This window comes from Ensifer sp. Root423 (genome assembly GCF_001426275.1).
In the GTDB taxonomy this organism is placed as follows: domain Bacteria; phylum Pseudomonadota; class Alphaproteobacteria; order Rhizobiales; family Rhizobiaceae; genus Ensifer; species Ensifer adhaerens.
On record NZ_LMEG01000008.1, the window covers coordinates 17856 to 34919 of the forward strand.

13 protein-coding genes are annotated in these 17064 nt (G+C 56.8%); 6 read left to right on the forward strand and 7 right to left on the reverse strand.

Annotation, left to right across the window (positions count from 1 at the left end; genetic code table 11):
• The first annotated feature begins 69 nt into the window (after positions 1–69).
• Positions 70–936, forward strand: coding sequence for an NAD(P)-dependent oxidoreductase (locus tag ASD01_RS10230; RefSeq protein WP_060519009.1), 867 nt, complete (start codon positions 70–72; stop codon positions 934–936).
• A gap of 310 nt (positions 937–1246) precedes the next feature.
• Here the strand turns inward: ASD01_RS10230 and ASD01_RS10240 are convergent, their stop codons facing one another.
• The 4 genes from ASD01_RS10240 to ASD01_RS10250 all read right to left on the reverse strand — a co-directional run bounded on the left by ASD01_RS10240 (position 1247) and on the right by ASD01_RS10250 (position 6407).
• The gene (locus ASD01_RS10240) at positions 1247–2329 is read right to left on the reverse strand and encodes a fatty acid desaturase (protein ID WP_060519013.1); all 1083 of its coding nucleotides are present in this window, start codon (positions 2327–2329) and stop codon (positions 1247–1249) included.
• Between the two features lie 990 nt (positions 2330–3319).
• A complete protein-coding gene (locus ASD01_RS36175; RefSeq protein ID WP_200954149.1) occupies positions 3320–3538 on the reverse strand; it encodes a hypothetical protein in 219 nt (72 codons plus the stop codon).
• A gap of 629 nt (positions 3539–4167) precedes the next feature.
• Entirely contained in the window at positions 4168–5244 is a 1077-nt protein-coding gene (locus tag ASD01_RS10245) for a nucleotidyltransferase family protein (protein WP_060519188.1), read from the reverse strand.
• 695 nt (positions 5245–5939) lie between these two features.
• Positions 5940–6407 carry a low affinity iron permease family protein gene (locus ASD01_RS10250; protein WP_060519015.1) on the reverse strand — a complete coding sequence of 156 codons (468 nt, stop codon included), beginning with the start codon at positions 6405–6407 and terminating at the stop codon, positions 5940–5942.
• A gap of 443 nt (positions 6408–6850) precedes the next feature.
• Here ASD01_RS10250 and ASD01_RS10255 point away from each other — a divergent pair, with 443 nt between their 5' ends.
• The 3 genes from ASD01_RS10255 to ASD01_RS10265 all read left to right on the forward strand — a co-directional run bounded on the left by ASD01_RS10255 (position 6851) and on the right by ASD01_RS10265 (position 8713).
• Complete coding sequence (locus ASD01_RS10255) at positions 6851–7345, forward strand: YciE/YciF ferroxidase family protein (RefSeq protein ID WP_034799916.1); 495 nt, start codon at positions 6851–6853, stop codon at positions 7343–7345.
• A gap of 143 nt (positions 7346–7488) precedes the next feature.
• Positions 7489–7971 (forward strand): pyridoxamine 5'-phosphate oxidase family protein, encoded by a 483-nt coding sequence (locus ASD01_RS10260; RefSeq protein WP_060519017.1) that lies wholly within the window; start codon positions 7489–7491, stop codon positions 7969–7971.
• 334 nt (positions 7972–8305) lie between these two features.
• Positions 8306–8713 carry an MgtC/SapB family protein gene (locus ASD01_RS10265; RefSeq protein ID WP_210333294.1) on the forward strand — a complete coding sequence of 136 codons (408 nt, stop codon included), beginning with the start codon at positions 8306–8308 and terminating at the stop codon, positions 8711–8713.
• Between the two features lie 389 nt (positions 8714–9102).
• Here ASD01_RS10265 and ASD01_RS10270 read toward each other — a convergent pair whose 3' ends face one another.
• From ASD01_RS10270 to ASD01_RS10285, 3 genes are all read right to left on the reverse strand, one after another.
• The gene (locus tag ASD01_RS10270) at positions 9103–10845 is read right to left on the reverse strand and encodes an adenylate/guanylate cyclase domain-containing protein (RefSeq protein WP_060519021.1); all 1743 of its coding nucleotides are present in this window, start codon (positions 10843–10845) and stop codon (positions 9103–9105) included.
• Positions 10846–11308: 463 nt separating this feature from the next.
• Complete coding sequence (locus tag ASD01_RS34590) at positions 11309–11611, reverse strand: DUF982 domain-containing protein (RefSeq protein WP_082566340.1); 303 nt, start codon at positions 11609–11611, stop codon at positions 11309–11311.
• Between the two features lie 1301 nt (positions 11612–12912).
• A complete protein-coding gene (locus ASD01_RS10285; protein WP_060519025.1) occupies positions 12913–13560 on the reverse strand; it encodes an MOSC domain-containing protein in 648 nt (215 codons plus the stop codon).
• 775 nt (positions 13561–14335) lie between these two features.
• Here ASD01_RS10285 and ASD01_RS10290 point away from each other — a divergent pair.
• Together ASD01_RS10290 and ASD01_RS10295 are read left to right on the forward strand one after the other, a co-directional pair.
• Entirely contained in the window at positions 14336–16348 is a 2013-nt protein-coding gene (locus ASD01_RS10290; RefSeq protein WP_234824545.1) for a methyl-accepting chemotaxis protein, read from the forward strand.
• 367 nt (positions 16349–16715) lie between these two features.
• On the forward strand, positions 16716–16907 hold the full coding sequence (locus tag ASD01_RS10295; protein WP_034799920.1) for a hypothetical protein: 192 nt from the start codon (positions 16716–16718) through the stop codon (positions 16905–16907).
• Positions 16908–17064: the final 157 nt, after the last annotated feature.

Here is a 17064-nt window from a genome sequence, read left to right on the forward strand (position 1 = left end):
GTTGCCCCTTGCACCTAAAGTTACAATATGTAAGTTACATAGTGTAACTAACCGGTCAAGGGTGAAGTGATGAGTGAAGTAGCTGTCATCGGGCTGGGGCGCATGGGCAGCGCGCTCGCCAAAGCGCTTATAACTTCGGGAAGGAGCGTTACAGTCTGGAACCGAACTCCAGGCAAGGCAGAGGCCTTGGAGCACCTCGGCGCGTCGAGGGCGGAAACGCCGTCCGCTGCTATTGCCGCCAGCAGCGCACTTATCGTCTGCCTGTCAGACTACGCGGCAACCTCGATGGTCCTCGACGCATGCGCGACAGACTTGCTCCAAGGAAAGACCGTCGTGCAACTCACGTCGGGCACGCCGAAGCAAGCGCGTCAGCTTGAAGAATGGGTGGCGAACCGCGGAGGAAGCTATCTTGACGGCGCGATTTCTGCCTGGCCAAGTCAGATCGGTGGACCTGAGGCCTCGATCGTTATCGCCGGACGAGAAAGTGTCTTCACCTCGCTCGAAGCGAGCTTAAGGCTGCTCGCTCCAAATCTTACTCACGTCGGAAACGATATAAGCCGCGCAAAGGTTCTCTTTAATGCGGCTCTTGCCTATTTTGCCGGGCACTGGATTGGCTTCAGCCACGGGGCGGCGATGTGTGCTGCGGAAGGAATGGATGTCGCGGAATTTGGCGAAACAATAGCTAGCCTGTCACCGATGTTTGCGGACGACCTGCGCCACATGGGTCGAGCCATCGAAGGAAACCGATTTGCTGATCCCCAAAGCACCATCAGGTCGGTCGGCGTGGATATCACGCGGCTCGTCGAGATAGCGGATGATTTGAACATCAACACCGCGTTTCCCGCCTTTGCCTCTGATCTCTTTCGCAACGCTACAGACGCGGGGTACGGCGCCGAGGAGCATTGTGCGATTGTTAAAGTGATCCGCGCTTGGTGAAAACGGTTCTCTAAACTGCAGGCGTGCTGCCGCAATACGCTGTGCAGCTAGACGGAGCTGTCCAAATTAACATTTCGAGCGGTCTTGCTTTGTCGATCAGCAAAAAAACCGTGAGGTCGACCCGTTGCAAGCAGGCGATGGAGCCTGGGCGCGACGATGGTGCGATGAAAGCGACCGGAGCGGCTAGTTGGATAACGTTCCTGGACGCTGGCGGGCGCTACGCTGAACCTCTTGGCGAGCGGCTCTTTTGACGGGTCAAGCCGGGGGAGAACGGGGGCTGGCCGCGTGCCGCGGCCGGCGCCTGGTGCGCTCAAGCAGGTGTCGGCAAAGCCGATCGTGCCACAGTTTCGCGCGCGTCTGCTTCTCGAAATGATATCAGTCGGTGGGAGGCCTCGTCCCAAAGGACGAGCTTCACCAAGCCCAGGCTTTGCCTGATGGTGATGCGGCCCATATCTCCCAGTTCAGGATGATCACGTATGACCTCAGGAAGCCTGTAGAAGGGAACTCGGCTCGACAGGTGATGGAGATGGTGCATGCCGATATTGCCGGTGATCCAGCGCAAGGGCTGCGGCAGATCGTAGTGCGAGGCGCCATGCATGGCCGCGTATTGGAACGTCCACTCGGGTGGCCTTGACCAGTGCGTGTCTTCGAACTGGTGCTGGACATAAAACAACCAGACACCTGCAGCCCCAGCAAGAAGGACGATCGGCAGATGGATCAGGAGGAACGGTGCGACACCCACTGCCCAGATAAGAATGCCCGAGAGTGCGGCAATCGCCACATTCGTTGCCATGGTGGAAACCCACGGAAGAGCGCCAGAGCGCATCATTCCGAACGGCAACCTTTGCTTGAACAGGAAGAGCCAGGCGGGACCGATGCCGAACATCACGAGCGGATGCCGGTAGAGGCGGTAACGAACCCGTCCTCCTGGCGTGAGGGCGTCGTATTCGGCAACGGTAAGCGTGGTGATGTCACCGACACCTCGCTCGTCGAGGTTGCCTGCCGAAGCATGGTGTACGGCATGGGCGCGGCGCCAGTAGTCATAAGGCGTTAGTGTCAAAACGCTGATCATTCGGCCCGTCCAGTCATCCAGGCTGCGCCGCCCGAAAAACGAACCATGTCCGCAGTCATGTTGCAGCATGAACAAGCGCAGGAGAAATCCCGCCGCAACAGGGACGATAAGGACCACGCCGAGCCAGTACTCGAAGTGCAAACAGACCCAAGCTCCTGCCCACAGCAGAACAAATGGCACAAGGGTCGCCGTCAGCTCGAAGGTGCTGCGGCCGATATGCGGCTGTCGATAGGTGGACAGGATCTTTAGCCAGGCTTTTTCACGGTCGACGGTTGCTGCCGCGCCGTGGCCGGAAAGCGGGCTGACTCTGGAATTCTTCAAGGCGTCTTCCTAGTTGATTGTGTGACATAGTCGCCTTGAGACATTGCTATGGACGCAACAGGCAAACTGGGATTTTGGGCCGAGATCTCGCTCGCCTTCGAAATCATGTTTCGGCCTTCGACGTGATCGCTCATAGCAGCGCGTTCGCCGGCGGAATAGCGGCAGACCGGCCGACGCCGCCGTTGCATGTTGGATGACGCCAAGGCCTTATCTGGAGCATTTGACTGTGCCGGCAATCATGACGAGCCCTTCCGTAGGATACTGGGAGCCTCCGCGCGAAACTTGAGGCCTGATAGCGATTTTGAAAGGAAGGTTCGTTCAGAGCGCGAAGCCAATTGCGCTATAACCAAAGCTAGCGAGCAAATTCGATGGGGCGTTTTATCGATATCTTCACCTAGGCGTCAATCGGTTGTTCGCGTTGTCTGCAGCGCGATGCGAGGTCTCCGCACTCGACGACGATTTCGGGTCTGCCTTTCGCAAAATCCGCGGAACGGCGGACCCTGACCTGAAACTCGGCTTTTAAGTTGTCGGATTTTGGTTTCGACGCCGCTATTCGTTGGGGAAGGGGCTTAAGCAGGGGCTAGCATCAAGAGAACCAGAACCGCCGCTATTATCACGCTGAACCCCAATATGATCTTGATGATTAAACTTGCATCTTCCAAAGAATGCTCCTATTAGTAGAGAAAACGAAGAATACAACCTTCAAAGATATAATCATCTGCACCTGGGGTTGTCTATATCTGAATTAGAAACATCCTTGGATTGCGGACGATCTAGGAAACGTGCGGGATTTTGGTTGGGAGCGATGACGTGGCGGAAGGGCTTCGCGTGCGACCGAAGCGGTCGTTTCAGGCCTTAAATACCGGTCATAGTGTCCATCGGGATTGGTTGAGTGAGGTCGGCGTCTGTTTCTGATCCCAAGGGACTAACTTGACGACCGCCCAAGGACGGCGCACGTCGGTTGGGGCTAACTGCGCGTCGTTCGCTTTGTCAGTCACCTTCCACCTCTCGGGCCAAGCTTTCCCTCAGCTTTGCGGCCGCTTCTGCTACTGCGGCCAAGTGGTGTTCAGAACTCATTTGCTCACGCGCGTGGCGCAAGGCGGGTCGCACCGCCTCGATCGATTTTCCAAAACGTGCCATCCATGGGTAGCGCGGCACCATCCAAAGATGGAAGTGGTGTGTCGTGTCTTCATTGTAGATGTAATACACGTGCTCGATACCCAGTTGGCGCTCCTGCTCACGTCTAATGCGTTGGACCAGTGGCGGAAATTCCGATGTTTCGGCTTAGCTCATTTCCGTCAAAAAGCAAAAATGCCTCTTTGCGGTGACGACGATTTGCCCGGGGATTGGATAGGCGACGTCCTGGTGAGCATGGAAAAAGCGTGTTTCTTGGACCGCGCCTCCAGGGACTGTTCGTCTTCCCGACGTAATCTCGCGACTCAAGCAACTCTCGCCCATCCCGATAACTCACATCCGATCGCTAATGTCTTTGCTCGTAACCGCACAGCTCGCTTGCTTGAAAAGGGATAAACTCTGACGGCAAGGGATGATGAGGCGGTCTGAACCATCGCCGGCAATCAACCGTGCTTTTGTCTGTCGTACGAAACCGCGCCCGCATGCGTCGGCGGCCTTGAGAGGTTCTCGAGGCCCTACTCCCGCTTCCCAAAGCTCTTTCCTCTCGATCTCGCAGCAGACCGAGGCACAGCCGGCGATCCGGCAGATGCTTGTCCTCGCCGTTCACGACTTGCTGGCTGACCTTCAGGACGACTTCCGACGGCTTGCCGCAACGCTGGCGAGGGCCGGGGTCGTAAGGGCTAAGGTTCGCGTTCATCTGTCGATCACCTTTTCAGCAGGCTTTCCACCACCTCGGGACCGAGAACCTTTTCGAGGGCTTTCACTCCGTTCTTGGGCAGTCTCGATAGGCCGCTGACAATGCCCTCTTTCCACGCATCTCCACGTTCCCATGCTTCCTCCCACGCATCGGCCAGTTCGTCCCCGTGGCGCGTCTCCACAAGCGCTTCGAAGAGCAAGGCGGCCTGCGACAGGTCTTTGTCCGCCTTCACGCGTCCTAGCGTGTCCGTCAGCCTACGCGAAGACACGATCAGCTTGTGGACGGCATACCTCTCGGGAGCGGGGACAAGGACGTTCACGCCCTCGCGGAAGAGAAGCACCGTCCGGACGGGCTCGTAGATGAGATAGTCCAAGAACCGGAGGTTTTCCGCCGACGCGCCGCCGAGGGCGGGCATGGGCGACGGCTTGCCAGTATATTCGTCCGATCCTCGGTTTCCAGTCGGGAACTCCACCCGATAACCCTTGGCGTTCTGGAAGGCCACCACCTTGGCTTTGTCAGCCTGGTGCGGAACCGCTCGGAAGTCGGGATCGACCGACTTGAGGATTTCGAGGATAGGCGGCAGGCTGTCTTGGACCCCAGCCGAGATTGCGAAGTCCTGCGCGAAGTCCGCGTCGCCTGTCTGCATAACCGCCGAGGGAAGGCGGACGCCTAGCATCCCCGCATAGGTGCTGAATGCGACTGACCCGATAAGCACGGCCCGCAACCGAAACAATCCGGCGTCGGCTAGGGCTTTCGTGACGTCGCCCGCAAACTGATCGGGACCGGGGAGGCCAGCGCGGCGCAGCGTGCTCACCATGCGCCTCCGCTCCCGGATATTGTCCTTGATTTCCTTGTGGGCCTTCACCCGCTCCGTGATCGCTTCGTCGCTCGCGGGACCGACGTAGCTTCGCTTGTCTTTGCCCTCGGGGGTAGGGAGATCAAAATACCAGTAATCGCGATCTTTGACGGTCACGCTCACGAACCATCCCTCCAAGGGGAAGTCCGCCACGAATTGAGCATCGAGCGTCCGTTGCGCCAGCTCCGCGAACATCGTCCGATAGCTGATGTCGATCTCTTTCATCATTGGTGTTTCCTTCTCGAGTGCGGCGGCCCTCTCGGCGACAAGTTCGGCCATCACTTGGTCGAAGCTCCGTTTCCTTCTGCTGATGAATAATCTTCGCTCATCTCACACCGCTGTTATAAGTCTCTGCCAAGACCTTATAACGATGCGCGGCTTTGTCAACGTTATAAGTCTTTGCCAAAACCTTATAACGGGTTGGCTGCTACGAAAAGACCCCGGAAGACCGGGGTTAGAGTGATGCACGTTGTGTTCTGTTTCGAGCACTGACGATGCTGACTGTGGTGCCGACTTTCGCTTTGCACTGCGCAAAGCTGGATGCAGCGCTCATCAGGATGGCGGCCGTGGTGATCGCTAACGTTTTCATCTGATTGCTCAATTCAGGTAGTAGATTTTCGTTCGTTCCGGTTCGGTGGCCTTGAGGCCGTCTAGCTCGCAGCTGAAGACGGCTGCATATTGCGGGACTGAGAAGCCGTCCTCTGCCCCTTTGACAACGAACGAGATAGTCGTGATCGGTTTTCCTTAGAGTTCCTTTCAGACGATGATGGCGGCTTCGGGATAATGATCAACAAGCCGAATTTACTGCCCTCCGCACGATAGCTATCGCGTTCGCAATGGTCGCTTGGATGAACATCTACGACCGCCATGGATTCATGGAGAACAACTCGCGCCTGTCGGCGTCCGACACTGGGCCACATTTATCAACGACCCGAGGTGCTTGCTTGAGACGGATTCTCGATATCCTCTCGATTGAAGGCCGGCTTCGACCGATTTTCTCTTGCGTTTCGTTCGGCATGGGCGCTCTGAAGCATTGCATGCGAGCGCTGGGCAGCCTTCTCGCATCGAGCATGCAGCTCCTGTAGCTCCTTGTCCGTCAGTTTCTCGATACCGACGAATTCGTTTTCGGCATCCGTAAACAATATGATTTCGTCGAGTTTGGCCTGCAGCGCCGCCCCATCTCGATTTTGGGTATTTTGAATGAGAAACACCATGAGGAACGTGACGATCGTTGTTCCCGTGTTTATCACTAGTTGCCACGTCTCGGAGAAGCCAAAGAAGGGGCCCGACAGTGCCCAAGCAAGAACCGTGATCACACAGACGATGAAGGCAAGCGGGCTGCCTGTTGCGTGTGCGGTTGCGGTGGCGAACCTTGCAAAGAAACGATCCATGGTCAGGCCTGCGTGCGATGTCGTTGGCCTACAGCGGGTTTACGACAAAACGGGGCACAGCCATGCTTGTTCCCGATGCTGCGAAGATTTGAGATGTTCTTAATTGCTTCCAGTGTTCTGGTCTTTGCGGGTGCGAACAACTGAACTCTTCACGCCGAGTTCGTAGTGTTCTCCAAGGCATGAATTTATCCTACCGACCAGGTGAGCGAATTGCGCTACCCCATCGTCTCATGAACGATCCCGGCGGTTTGCGCTCTGAAAGGGTCGTGCGTGAGCCCTCATCATCAGTGCTTCTTTTCAAGTTTGTAGGTGTCGAGGCGTCTGATCGCCCGCCGCGATTAAATGTGCCGATCGTACGGATGGTATGGTTTGGCGACGAGAAGTGGAACGATTCCTCCGTAAAATGCTTTCTCTCCTGCATTCACCTGCCAAGGAGAGAACCATTGAAATCGCTGGCTGAAATTTTCGAGCATACACTGCAGGATATCTATTTCGCTGAGAACGCCATCACCAAGGCACTTCCAAAGGTTGCTAAGGCAGCCAACAGCGCTGAACTGAAAAAAGCGGCCGAAGAACACCTCTCGGAAACCAAAGACCAAATCAAGAAATTGGAGCAGGTTTTCAAGTCGATCGGCAAGACGGCGTCTGGTGAAAAATGCGATGCCATCGAAGGGCTGATCAAGGAGGCCGACGGTTTGATGAAAGAGGCCGAAGGAACAGCTCTCGATGCCGGACTACTGGCCGCTTGCCAAGCTGTCGAGCACTACGAGATCGCGCGCTATGGCTCTCTTCGTGAGTGGGCCAAGGATCTTGGTCATGATGAGGCGCACAAACTTCTGAGCGAGATTCTCGACCAGGAGAAGGCTACGAACAACAAGCTCACCAACCTCGCCGTGACGTCGATCAACAAAACATCGAAGCGATCCAAGGCGGCCTAATCGCCAAGGGGCGGCCGCGCCCTTTAAAACGGCGCGGCTGGCCGCGGCGCAACCTCTGCAGTTGTCGCTCCGGCAAGGTGAGCCGGTTTCGTGGATTGTCATTCCAGAGCCGTCGTTTTCTTTGGCTCAAAGGAGAAAAGCGTATGACTTACATCGAGGACGACAACGGCGAGGTCTGGGACCTTGCCGAAAAGATCGGGTTCTGCATGCTCACCACTCAATCCGGCGCGGACCTTAAGGCCAGGCCAATGTCGGCCTACATCGAGCGGGTTGAGAACGCCCTGTATTTCTTGACCGACGTCAAGAGCCACAAAGATGACGAGGTCGCGCGCCATCCAAATGTCTGCCTGGCTTTCGCCGACACGAAGAAGCAAAAGTATGTGTCGATTTCGGGCGTAGCCGAGGTACAGAACGACCGCGAGAAGATCCGGGATCTCTGGTCAACTCCTGCCAAGGCATGGTGGGACAGCCCCGACGATCCCTCCATTCGCATTCTCAAAGTTACGCCAAGCTCGGCAGAATACTGGGACAGTCCCGGCACTGTGATCAGCTACATCAAGATGGTAGCGGCAGCCGTCACCAGCGCCAAACCGGACATGGGCGAAAACGCCAAAGTGCGGATGTAGGTATTGGCGGGCCGACGTGGCCTGTCATCTTTGTCGCCTGAGATTACCTCATGAAATCGGTGATGCGGCGGCTTGGCGCGATCGCTCATCTTTTCAACGGGCAGGAAAACGTCTTTCCGCTGATCGCCTCATAATTCCAGACGCGCTGCTGGCGTTATCCGCCGCCACGGCAATTGAACCTCAGGTCGAGACCTGGCGAAAACAGCCGTTGCGCAGGCCATTCTCGTCGGCGCTTCAATTGATCGGCTGCGACATTTAAGGGGAAGTACGTGTGACGGATTGGCTTTTATCTGTTGGTGTGAAACTCGACATTTTTCCGCATCTGGCAGCTTTGATGGTGGCCTACATCCTTGCTCTGCCGATCGGCTGGGATCGCGAACAAAACGAACGAAGCGCTGGTCTTCGCACATTTCCGTTGGTCGCCATCGCCGCATGTGGGTTTATACAGGCTGCAGAGACGGTCATACTTGGCAACGCCGAGGCCACCGCGCGCGTGGTTGAAGGTCTGATCAACGGTGTCGGTTTCATCGGTGGCGGCGCAATCCTTGTCGGCAAGCTCGGCACTCGCGGGACCGCCACGGCGGCGAGCATCTGGGCGACCGGCGCAATCGGCGTCGCCGTGGGGCTCGGATCCTACGATACCGCCATCGTTCTATCGATCGTCACGTTCGCAACGTTGAAAGTTATGACAAATTTCAAGTCACCGAGAAACGAAGCCCTGGCACCGCGGGAAAAGGATTGAGTTAGCGCCATTGTCATATGGCACGAGAGATCCAGCCCTAATCATCGCATGTCCGGATTCCCAGCTTACCACCGGCGCGAGGCTGAATTTCCTGCGGCTACGAGCAAGCGTTTAGGACGGTCGATCCAACCGTCCCGCGTCCCAACCTCTCGTGCAAGCAATGCTGGACCACCTCAGCGCGGCCGGAGCAAGCCAAGCTATTGGCACCGGCCAAGATAGTCTGACTAACGTTACCTGCTGCGGACGCGCTCTCATGGCTCGAGAGCGTTGTGCCTAGGCGGCGCACGTTCGATCAGGCGACCGCAAATCTCGCGCGCACCGGTCTTCCTCCTGGTAATGCTCGACGTTCGGTGTTTGCCGCTCGATCCGCCGCGAAACCTCGGCTTTCTTCACTCTGGCAATCCGGCCATGCGATAGCCTTCGATAAAGCGCTGGACTGTTTGTGGATCGCGAGCAGGTTGGGCCGCGGCCCAGTGGGAGATGGTGAATTTCGGAGCCATTGCCATGAAAAGTGCTGCTTCCCGCATTGCCTCGTCTGTGCGACCGAGTTGGGCAAGGCTGGCCGCCAGTATGCGGCGTGAGGGGCTGCGGTAAATCGCCTCCATGCGCAAGATCTTGACGGCTTCTTCATATTGGCAAGCAGCGTAATGGGCGAATCCAAGTTGCCAATAGTACCAGCCTGGCGGGTGCGGGTTGAGCCGAAGCGCCCTTTGGGCCAGTTCGACCGCTTCCGATCCGCGCCCAGCGAAGGCCACAAGTTCTGAACGGATGGCTAGGGCATCTGCATTGTTTGGTTCCAGCGTAAAGGTGGTTGCGAAGGCTTGATCAGATTCGGACCAGCGTTTTTCGTAAGCCCATAGATATCCGACGAACCAGTGACTGGCAGCATCGCCTTCGTCCAACGCAACTGCTTTGTGAGCTAGCTCAAAGGCCCTTGAGCGGTTCTCTTGGGTGGGTTCGATGCCTTGCGCCCATAATTGCCAATAAACAAAAGCCAGACAACGAAATGCCTCTCCATACTCGGCATCGATGGAGACTGCGTGGTTCAAGAGTATCTTGGCCTCGCGCAGCGCTTCTGGGGAACTGTTGAACGCTGAGATCAGAATTCGCCCCCTGACACAAAGATCATATGCTTCCAAGCTCTTCGGACGTTTGCGTGACGGTGGTCGCGCCAAGCGTCCAACGAGGGCCTCGACAATCTTGTCTGTGACTTCGTCCTGGAGACCGAAAATGTCTTCGAGATTTCGGTCGAAACGTTCGGCCCAGATGTGATCGCCGCAAGCGGCATCGATGAGTTGGACGTTGATGCGCACGCGACCGCCGGCGCGACGAGCGCTGCCTTCCAAGATGTAGCGAACACCCAGTTCGCGTGCGACTGCTCGAACGTCAGGTGATTTTCCCTTGTAAGCAAACGTCGAATGCCGGGCAATGACGAACAAGCCGGGATTTCTGGAAAGGTCGGTGATCAGGTCTTCTGTCAAACCATCCGTGAACACGTCCTGTTCGGGCTGACCGCTGAAGTTGGTGAACGGTAGCACGGCGAGGGACGGCCGCGCAGGCAGAGACAACTCTGTATCTTGTCCGTAGACCTTCAAGGCTGCGGGGTCGTAGAGCACACGATATACATGAACTTCCTCGGCGATATTTTTCAGGGATTTCGGGCCGAGATCATCGAAGCTGAGCGCGAGCTTCCGCTTGACTTGGTCGTGGATCGCCGCGGACAGGTAGATGGCGCCTGGGTCGGCAAGGCTTTGTAGCCGGGCGGCGATGTTGACGCCATCGCCATAAAGGTCGCTGCCATCTATCAGGACATCGCCGAGATTGATTCCGATGCGCAAGACGACATGGCGCGTCTCGGGCAAGGCAGCATTGGCGGCCTGCATCTTCCGCTGCAACTCAATCGCTCCGGCCAAGGCATTGACCGCGCTTGGAAACTCAATGAGAACACCGTCACCCATCAATTTGACGATGCGGCCGCCATGCGCACCTACGATAGGCTGGAGGATTGTCGTCCGACGCTCCTTCAGCGCTGCGAGCGTGGCGATTTCATCCTCCTCCATCAATCGGGAGTAGCCAACAACGTCCGCGACGACGATAGCGGCGAGGCGGCGATGAATGTGTTTTTCGGCCATTGAGCAGAAGGTTCCTCACTAGTTGCAAAGTGCAACTCGGTTATCTTTGCGGCCTGAGATTTTCGGCCACGATGACCCCGTTTGGAAGCATACGCCTGTTGCAATCGGCACGACAGGCGCATGCTGACGTGCCCGGCTTCTTCAAGCCGCAACACGTGACAAAGACGCAGAGGAGGGATGTGCTGCACCTATTGATCGCGTGTTCTTGCGACAAGCCGGCGAACAAATGGCCGCGTCGGCCCGTTCAGCGACAGTTGCGCGGAGAAGAAAAACGAGCGACAAGTTCGGGAGGGCGATTGCAAGGGGTAGAGGCGAAGACCCACAATGAAGCAAGCGGAGAGCGCACGTTCGTGGTCGATCTCGCCGGTACGGATGCCGTGGACTCCGGGATTTTCACCTGGGATATCGTCCGGGACCTAGCCTACGGAGATTCGCGGAACTAGTTCCGAAGCGGTACTCCTGGTCAGGCCAGTGGCTTGCCGTGAGGTCCCGAACGCGCATGATAGTGGGCAGCGACGCCTGACGTTTGCATATTAGCCTCCATGCACGCACCAATGAAGGCCTCGCGCGCGACTGCAGAGGGAACCGAACGGTTCAGCGCGCCCCGGCATGTCGTCACGGCTCGTTCATAGCCCTGTCCGTGCCTTATCGGCCATTCATGCTCTAGAAAATCCAGCGCGTCGTAAACTGATGCGAATAGGCGGTTCGTTCCTGACTGTAAGCGAACAGATAATGGAACCGCCCAAAGTACCTCAGGAAGGCGCATGATGTCCCCCTTCCGTATCCTAACAGTTTGATAAAATAGAAATAAACTATAGATGACACTATACAGGTAGGGGCTTCGTTCTTCAACGTCCATGCACTAGTCATCTCGGGCGGCAACCTAGTACGTTCGCCGTACGGGGTGGCGAGAACTCCGTTCTGGAGGTATCAGCTACCGGCCAAGGGCCCTTCAAAGCGCCACCTTCGTCGTCTCAAAATCGATAGACAAAGAGTTATGGCGTCTGGGGCCTCCACGGAGACATCACTGTCAGTTGGCCGCCCGCTTGAGCCCCCAGATACGCATGAGTTCATTCGGCCCTGAAATGCCGGCGTTGCGGACGGATGGGTCGGCCGAGTTCCTTTTGGTCTGTCCCACCGCACGGGCAAACCATGTCCGAAGCCGTCCAAAAGGTAGTACGACAGCTGGATTTGCTTGGGCCCTTCCAGCGGCTCAGCGTACCCCACTCTTTTTCCTGTACTCGTCCGGACTGGGGCGCAATCTTCAGCACGTTCAGCGCTGTAAAAAAAACGCCCGCGTCGGCATTATGAGGGTCGACGACCCTTGTACAGTGCCAGATGGACATGGGCGGCCAGTCTTTCTGCGTCGGCGAGCCCGCACCAGATCACCCCTTTCGTCAGGCGATCGGATGGTGGCCGTTTCCATCTCACGCATTGCCCCACCCGTGGAAATACGACCAAATAAACACGGGATCGATAGACGCCGTGACTGCGGCAGGTGTGTTCAAAAATCTGTCGGATCAACGTTGCCATTTTCTCGGAACAAGTGCTGCCTGTTCGACGTTGAGCGACATTCGTCGGCTTCCACGGCCTTATAGGACGCGTGAGGCGACCAGCACATGCAGGACGGTAGTTAACGATGACACACGGCAATCAAGAGGCAATCGCTGGGAAAACATGCGTCACTCCAAAACCCACTCGCGCGCGCTCAGTCGAACCTTTCGAGACAGTCTACAACGGCCACTACGATCTCACGGAATTTATTGCCATCTACAAGTTACAACCTTTGGAAGCCCGCGAGATCCTGGAACGCATAGGCCCCTCACGGACGAAGCTCGACGCATACATGAATGAGCTTCGCGTTCAGGCCCAGAAGTAGTCAAAAGTCGCCCACGTCCTCGATCGTTCGGTGTGACGACCGCGATCAGCAAGTGCTCCGTCTGAACGACTCAACCGCGCCGGCGCTCGTTAAGCGGAGGGGGATGGGGTCGGAGGCAAGTGTGGATGAGCCTCCGGCGGCACTATGGGCGACCAAGAGACGGATACCAGGCCACACTGCGTACCATCCTAAAACTTGATCAGGCCGTTCGAAAGAAAGGCCCGCAGCTTGGCGTGCACCGGCACGGACTGATAGAGGGCAATTAGTTCTGGCGACCCCCTCTTGCCATGGTGTCTTGCCATCTCTGTCATCGAGACGCGCTCTCCGGCGTAAGGCACGTACCGCACGAGCGCTCCTGCGGTGACGTAGCCGGGGTGAATAACACGGCAGTAAAAGCCGGGGCGAGCGACCTTTTTGTATAGTTTGGGAAAGCCATGATCTCCCATTCTATCCGCAAGTACTCGGCACGGCATCCGGGGCGCTGTTACTTCCATCACGAGATCGCCTATTAGGAGACGGTCGCCGACCGACACGATCTGGTTGTCCAAACCTGCAATACACAGATTTTCGCCAAATAGCCCGTGATTGATAGGCTTGTTGAGCGCCCTTTGCCACCAAAGGCGGGTTAGGTTTCCTTCAACGTAAACCGCCTGCTCGGGACCGCCGTGGTATTTTCCATTACAAACGGCGTCGTCTGCAAGACCCTCGAACCCAACGAAGACCGTTTCGCCTGTTGGGTGCTTGTTGATCCCGGTTTTCATCTTCTTGCCGGGTCTTTCTTCGGGTTTGCCAATGCACACCGCCAACACCTTCAGATCTCGCGTTGCGGCCTTCATGTACAGCCAACCTCCTCAATGATGCGCTTGCTCTCCCAGCGGTGCCTCATCCGCGAGCGCGCTTTGTGCCTGCCACCTTTCACGGTTGTTATGGAACCTCCTTTCTTCAACGGGCGCAACATCGACCATCGATCCTCATAGCGAGGTAGGCGAGTGTTTGGCGCGACGCCCACTTCATCTCTACACGAAGGCGGCAGGGTCGGTATCAAATCTAGGGGAGGGGGAGAACGACGCAGTCTTCGAAAGGCGAACGTTTCTCGCTCGCTCCACTAAACAGTTGGAACCGCCGCCAGTTCCTATCCTCGCAATGAGCGTGCCGCCGGTTGCGTAAGCGTTCGGCTTCGCTTGCGCTCGAATTGAGCGATTTGAAGATGGGCGCCACGACCTGCGGGCGCCCCAGGGGAGCGGTGCTGCGCAAGTTTATATTTGCGGGGGGCATAAGAACAAGGTCTCGCCCGAAAATTGTATTTTCCATCGGTGAAACCAAAATCTGCGTTCTTTCGCCGTTTGTGGGTGGAAATTGTCCCGGTTAACACAATCGAATAAACTACAAATTCACTTGATAATTATTGCAACTCAAAGGTGAGGTTGCTGACTATGCTGATGCCGTCTCGTATCAGTGACCCCATTATCCGTTCAATAACCAATTTATTCTATAGGATACTTGCTTCGGGCAATGCAGCCCGGTCCACCTGCTTTCATGTGAGGTATGGCCACTGGCGATAGAAATGAGTTCGGCACGCCAGCAGCGATATCCACATCAGGAATCGTCTTCATGAGAATTAAGAGCCAATTTATCGTTCTGGCATCGGTCACCGGTATGACCATGGCTGGCCTCATCACCAGTCTTTGGGGCTACGCGGGTGCAGCAGCTGATGTTACGCGGGCTTACGACCAGAAATATCACTCGTACATGCTGGCTGACAACTTCCGGCAATCGTCGGATGATTTGACTCGCCTCGTGCGTACCTACGCCGAGACGGGGGACCCTTCCTTCAAGGACCAATACAATGCGGTCGTTGAAATCCGCAATGGAACGCGACCGCGGCCCGAAGACTATCACCGCATCTATTGGGATTTCGTCGCAGGCGGGGACGCAAAGCCGCGTCCTGACGCAACGGCTGTTTCTATGCAAGATCTGATGCAGCAGGCTGGTTTCACCAAAGAGGAATTCGCCCTCCTCGGCGAGGCGGGAAAGCGCTCTGATGCGCTGATCAAGCTTGAAACCGAGGCGATGGCGCTCGTTGACAACGCCGCCAAACTTGGCCCCGAAGCCAAGAGCAAGGCGACGAAAATGCTGAACTCGCCGGACTATCACCGATTCAAGGCCGAGATCATGAAGCCGGTGGATGCCTTCTATGTGAAACTGGAGCATCGCACGCAAGCGGCCGTCGACGAGGCCAGTGTCAAGGCATCGTTCTATTGGATGCTCATCACCATCGCCATGTCCGCTTTGGCGCTCATGCTTTTCATCGTCGGATTCGTCACCTTCAAACGAATTATCGGGGGCATGTACAAGCTTGGGACTTCCATGGGCCTCGTTGCTGAGGGTCAACTGGACGCGCAGATCGAACTTGCTCGCAATGCCGACGAAATCGGCGACATGGGCAAGGCCCTCGAAGTCTTCCGCCAGGGCGCGATCACCAACCGGCGGCTTGAGCAGGAAGCTCAGGAAAGCCGCAAACGCGCCGAAGTCGAGCGCATTGCGATGCAGGAAAAGGCCGAAAATGATGCCGCTGAACGCTTGCGCGTCGCAACGTCGGGCCTTGCAGCCGGCCTCAAGAGACTGGCATCAGGCGATCTGGCCTTCCAGATTAACGATGCCTTCGCGCAGGATTTTGAGACACTTCGCCACGATTTCAATCAGTCCGTTGCTCAACTCGGCACGACCCTTGTGCAGATTTCCGGGTCAATTTCGACCCTCGATACCGGCACGCGCGAGATCGCGGTCGGAACCGACGACCTTTCGAAACGGACCGAGCAACAGGCTGCGTCGCTCGAAGAGACCGCGGCGGCGCTTGACCAGATTACAGTCAACGTCGCCAATTCCTCCAAGCGAACTGAGGAGGCAAAGGGGGTTGCAAGCCGCGCCAACCGTTCGGCAGCCGAATCCGCCCAGGTCGTATCCCACGCCGAAGAGGCCATGCGAAAGATCGAGGAAAGCTCACAGCAGATTTCCAACATCATCGGCGTTATCGACGAGATCGCTTTTCAGACGAACCTCCTCGCTCTCAACGCCGGCGTTGAGGCGGCCCGGGCGGGAGAAGCCGGCAAGGGCTTTGCGGTCGTTGCCCAGGAAGTTCGAGAACTCGCCCAGCGTTCTGCACAGGCTGCCAAGGAAATCAAAGGCCTGATCGACAACTCTTCCGCAGAGGTGGACAACGGTGTGAAACTCGTCCGTGACGCAGGCTCTGCGTTGAAAACGATCAGTGGCTTCATTGTTGAAATCAACACCCACATGGAATCGATCGCCACATCTGCGAAAGAGCAGTCCGCCGGGCTTGCCGAAGTCAACACCGCAGTTAACGCGATGGATCAGACGACGCAGCAGAATGCGGCAATGGTGGAGCAGTCCAATGCGGCTTCCAACACACTTGCGAATGAGGCGGTGCGCCTCAGAGGACTTGTCAGCCAATTCAAACTCCAAGGCGCAACTCAGAGTCCCTTGGCGAACGGGCGAACGACCACAAGAAACGACAGCTCTCAGCCGCATCGGTCGACGCGTAGGACGGCAGCCTACCACGGCAATGCAGCACTCGATGTCAGCAGCGACTGGCAGGAGTTCTGAGCCGCCCGGCCGTCAAAGCAGGTAGAAATACGGGCCTGGCAAGTTTGCCAGGTTTGCTGGCTGCTTTTAGCTGGCGCCCTTCTGTGGTTCCAAGGTGCGACGTTGACCATTTCAGGATCCATGGTCAACGTCGTTCAATTTGGATCGCAGCTAGGTCTCGGTATGGCGGAACACAACGCATGCGGGCACCTGCAGCACTGCTCAGTCACAGGAAATCGACTTGCGGGAAACCCGCGATCCGATGCCACTGAATTTAGTTTGCTCCTCACCAATCGTTTACTTCCTAACGGCTGCTCCATGAGTATCATCGCCTTGATGCCGGGGGCGGCGTCATTCGGGGCAATTTGTCGTCTTGGGAGAGCAACAAATGAACCTGGAGAATTCGAGCATCGCACCGAACGACGTTGCGCTGCTCCAGAGCGTGCTTGACGCATGGTGCCGTCATCAAAAGATCAGCCGAAAAGACGCCACAGCGGAAGCGAAAATCCTCATCAACGAGTATCGAAGAGGCGTTCGTTCTCAGATCGGGTTGATCGACGCGCTCGCCAAGCAGCAGTAGGAGCCGATGGCTTCCCATCGGCCATTTCGCGGGAACAGTTGCTGAGGGTGCATCGGCGCCATCAGCTTTTGGACCCTTCGCAAGCCGTCATCGTTCCACCGGATTGCTGCAACATCGAAGTTGGAGCAGTCTGCCCGCGGACGTCGCCCTCTGACGG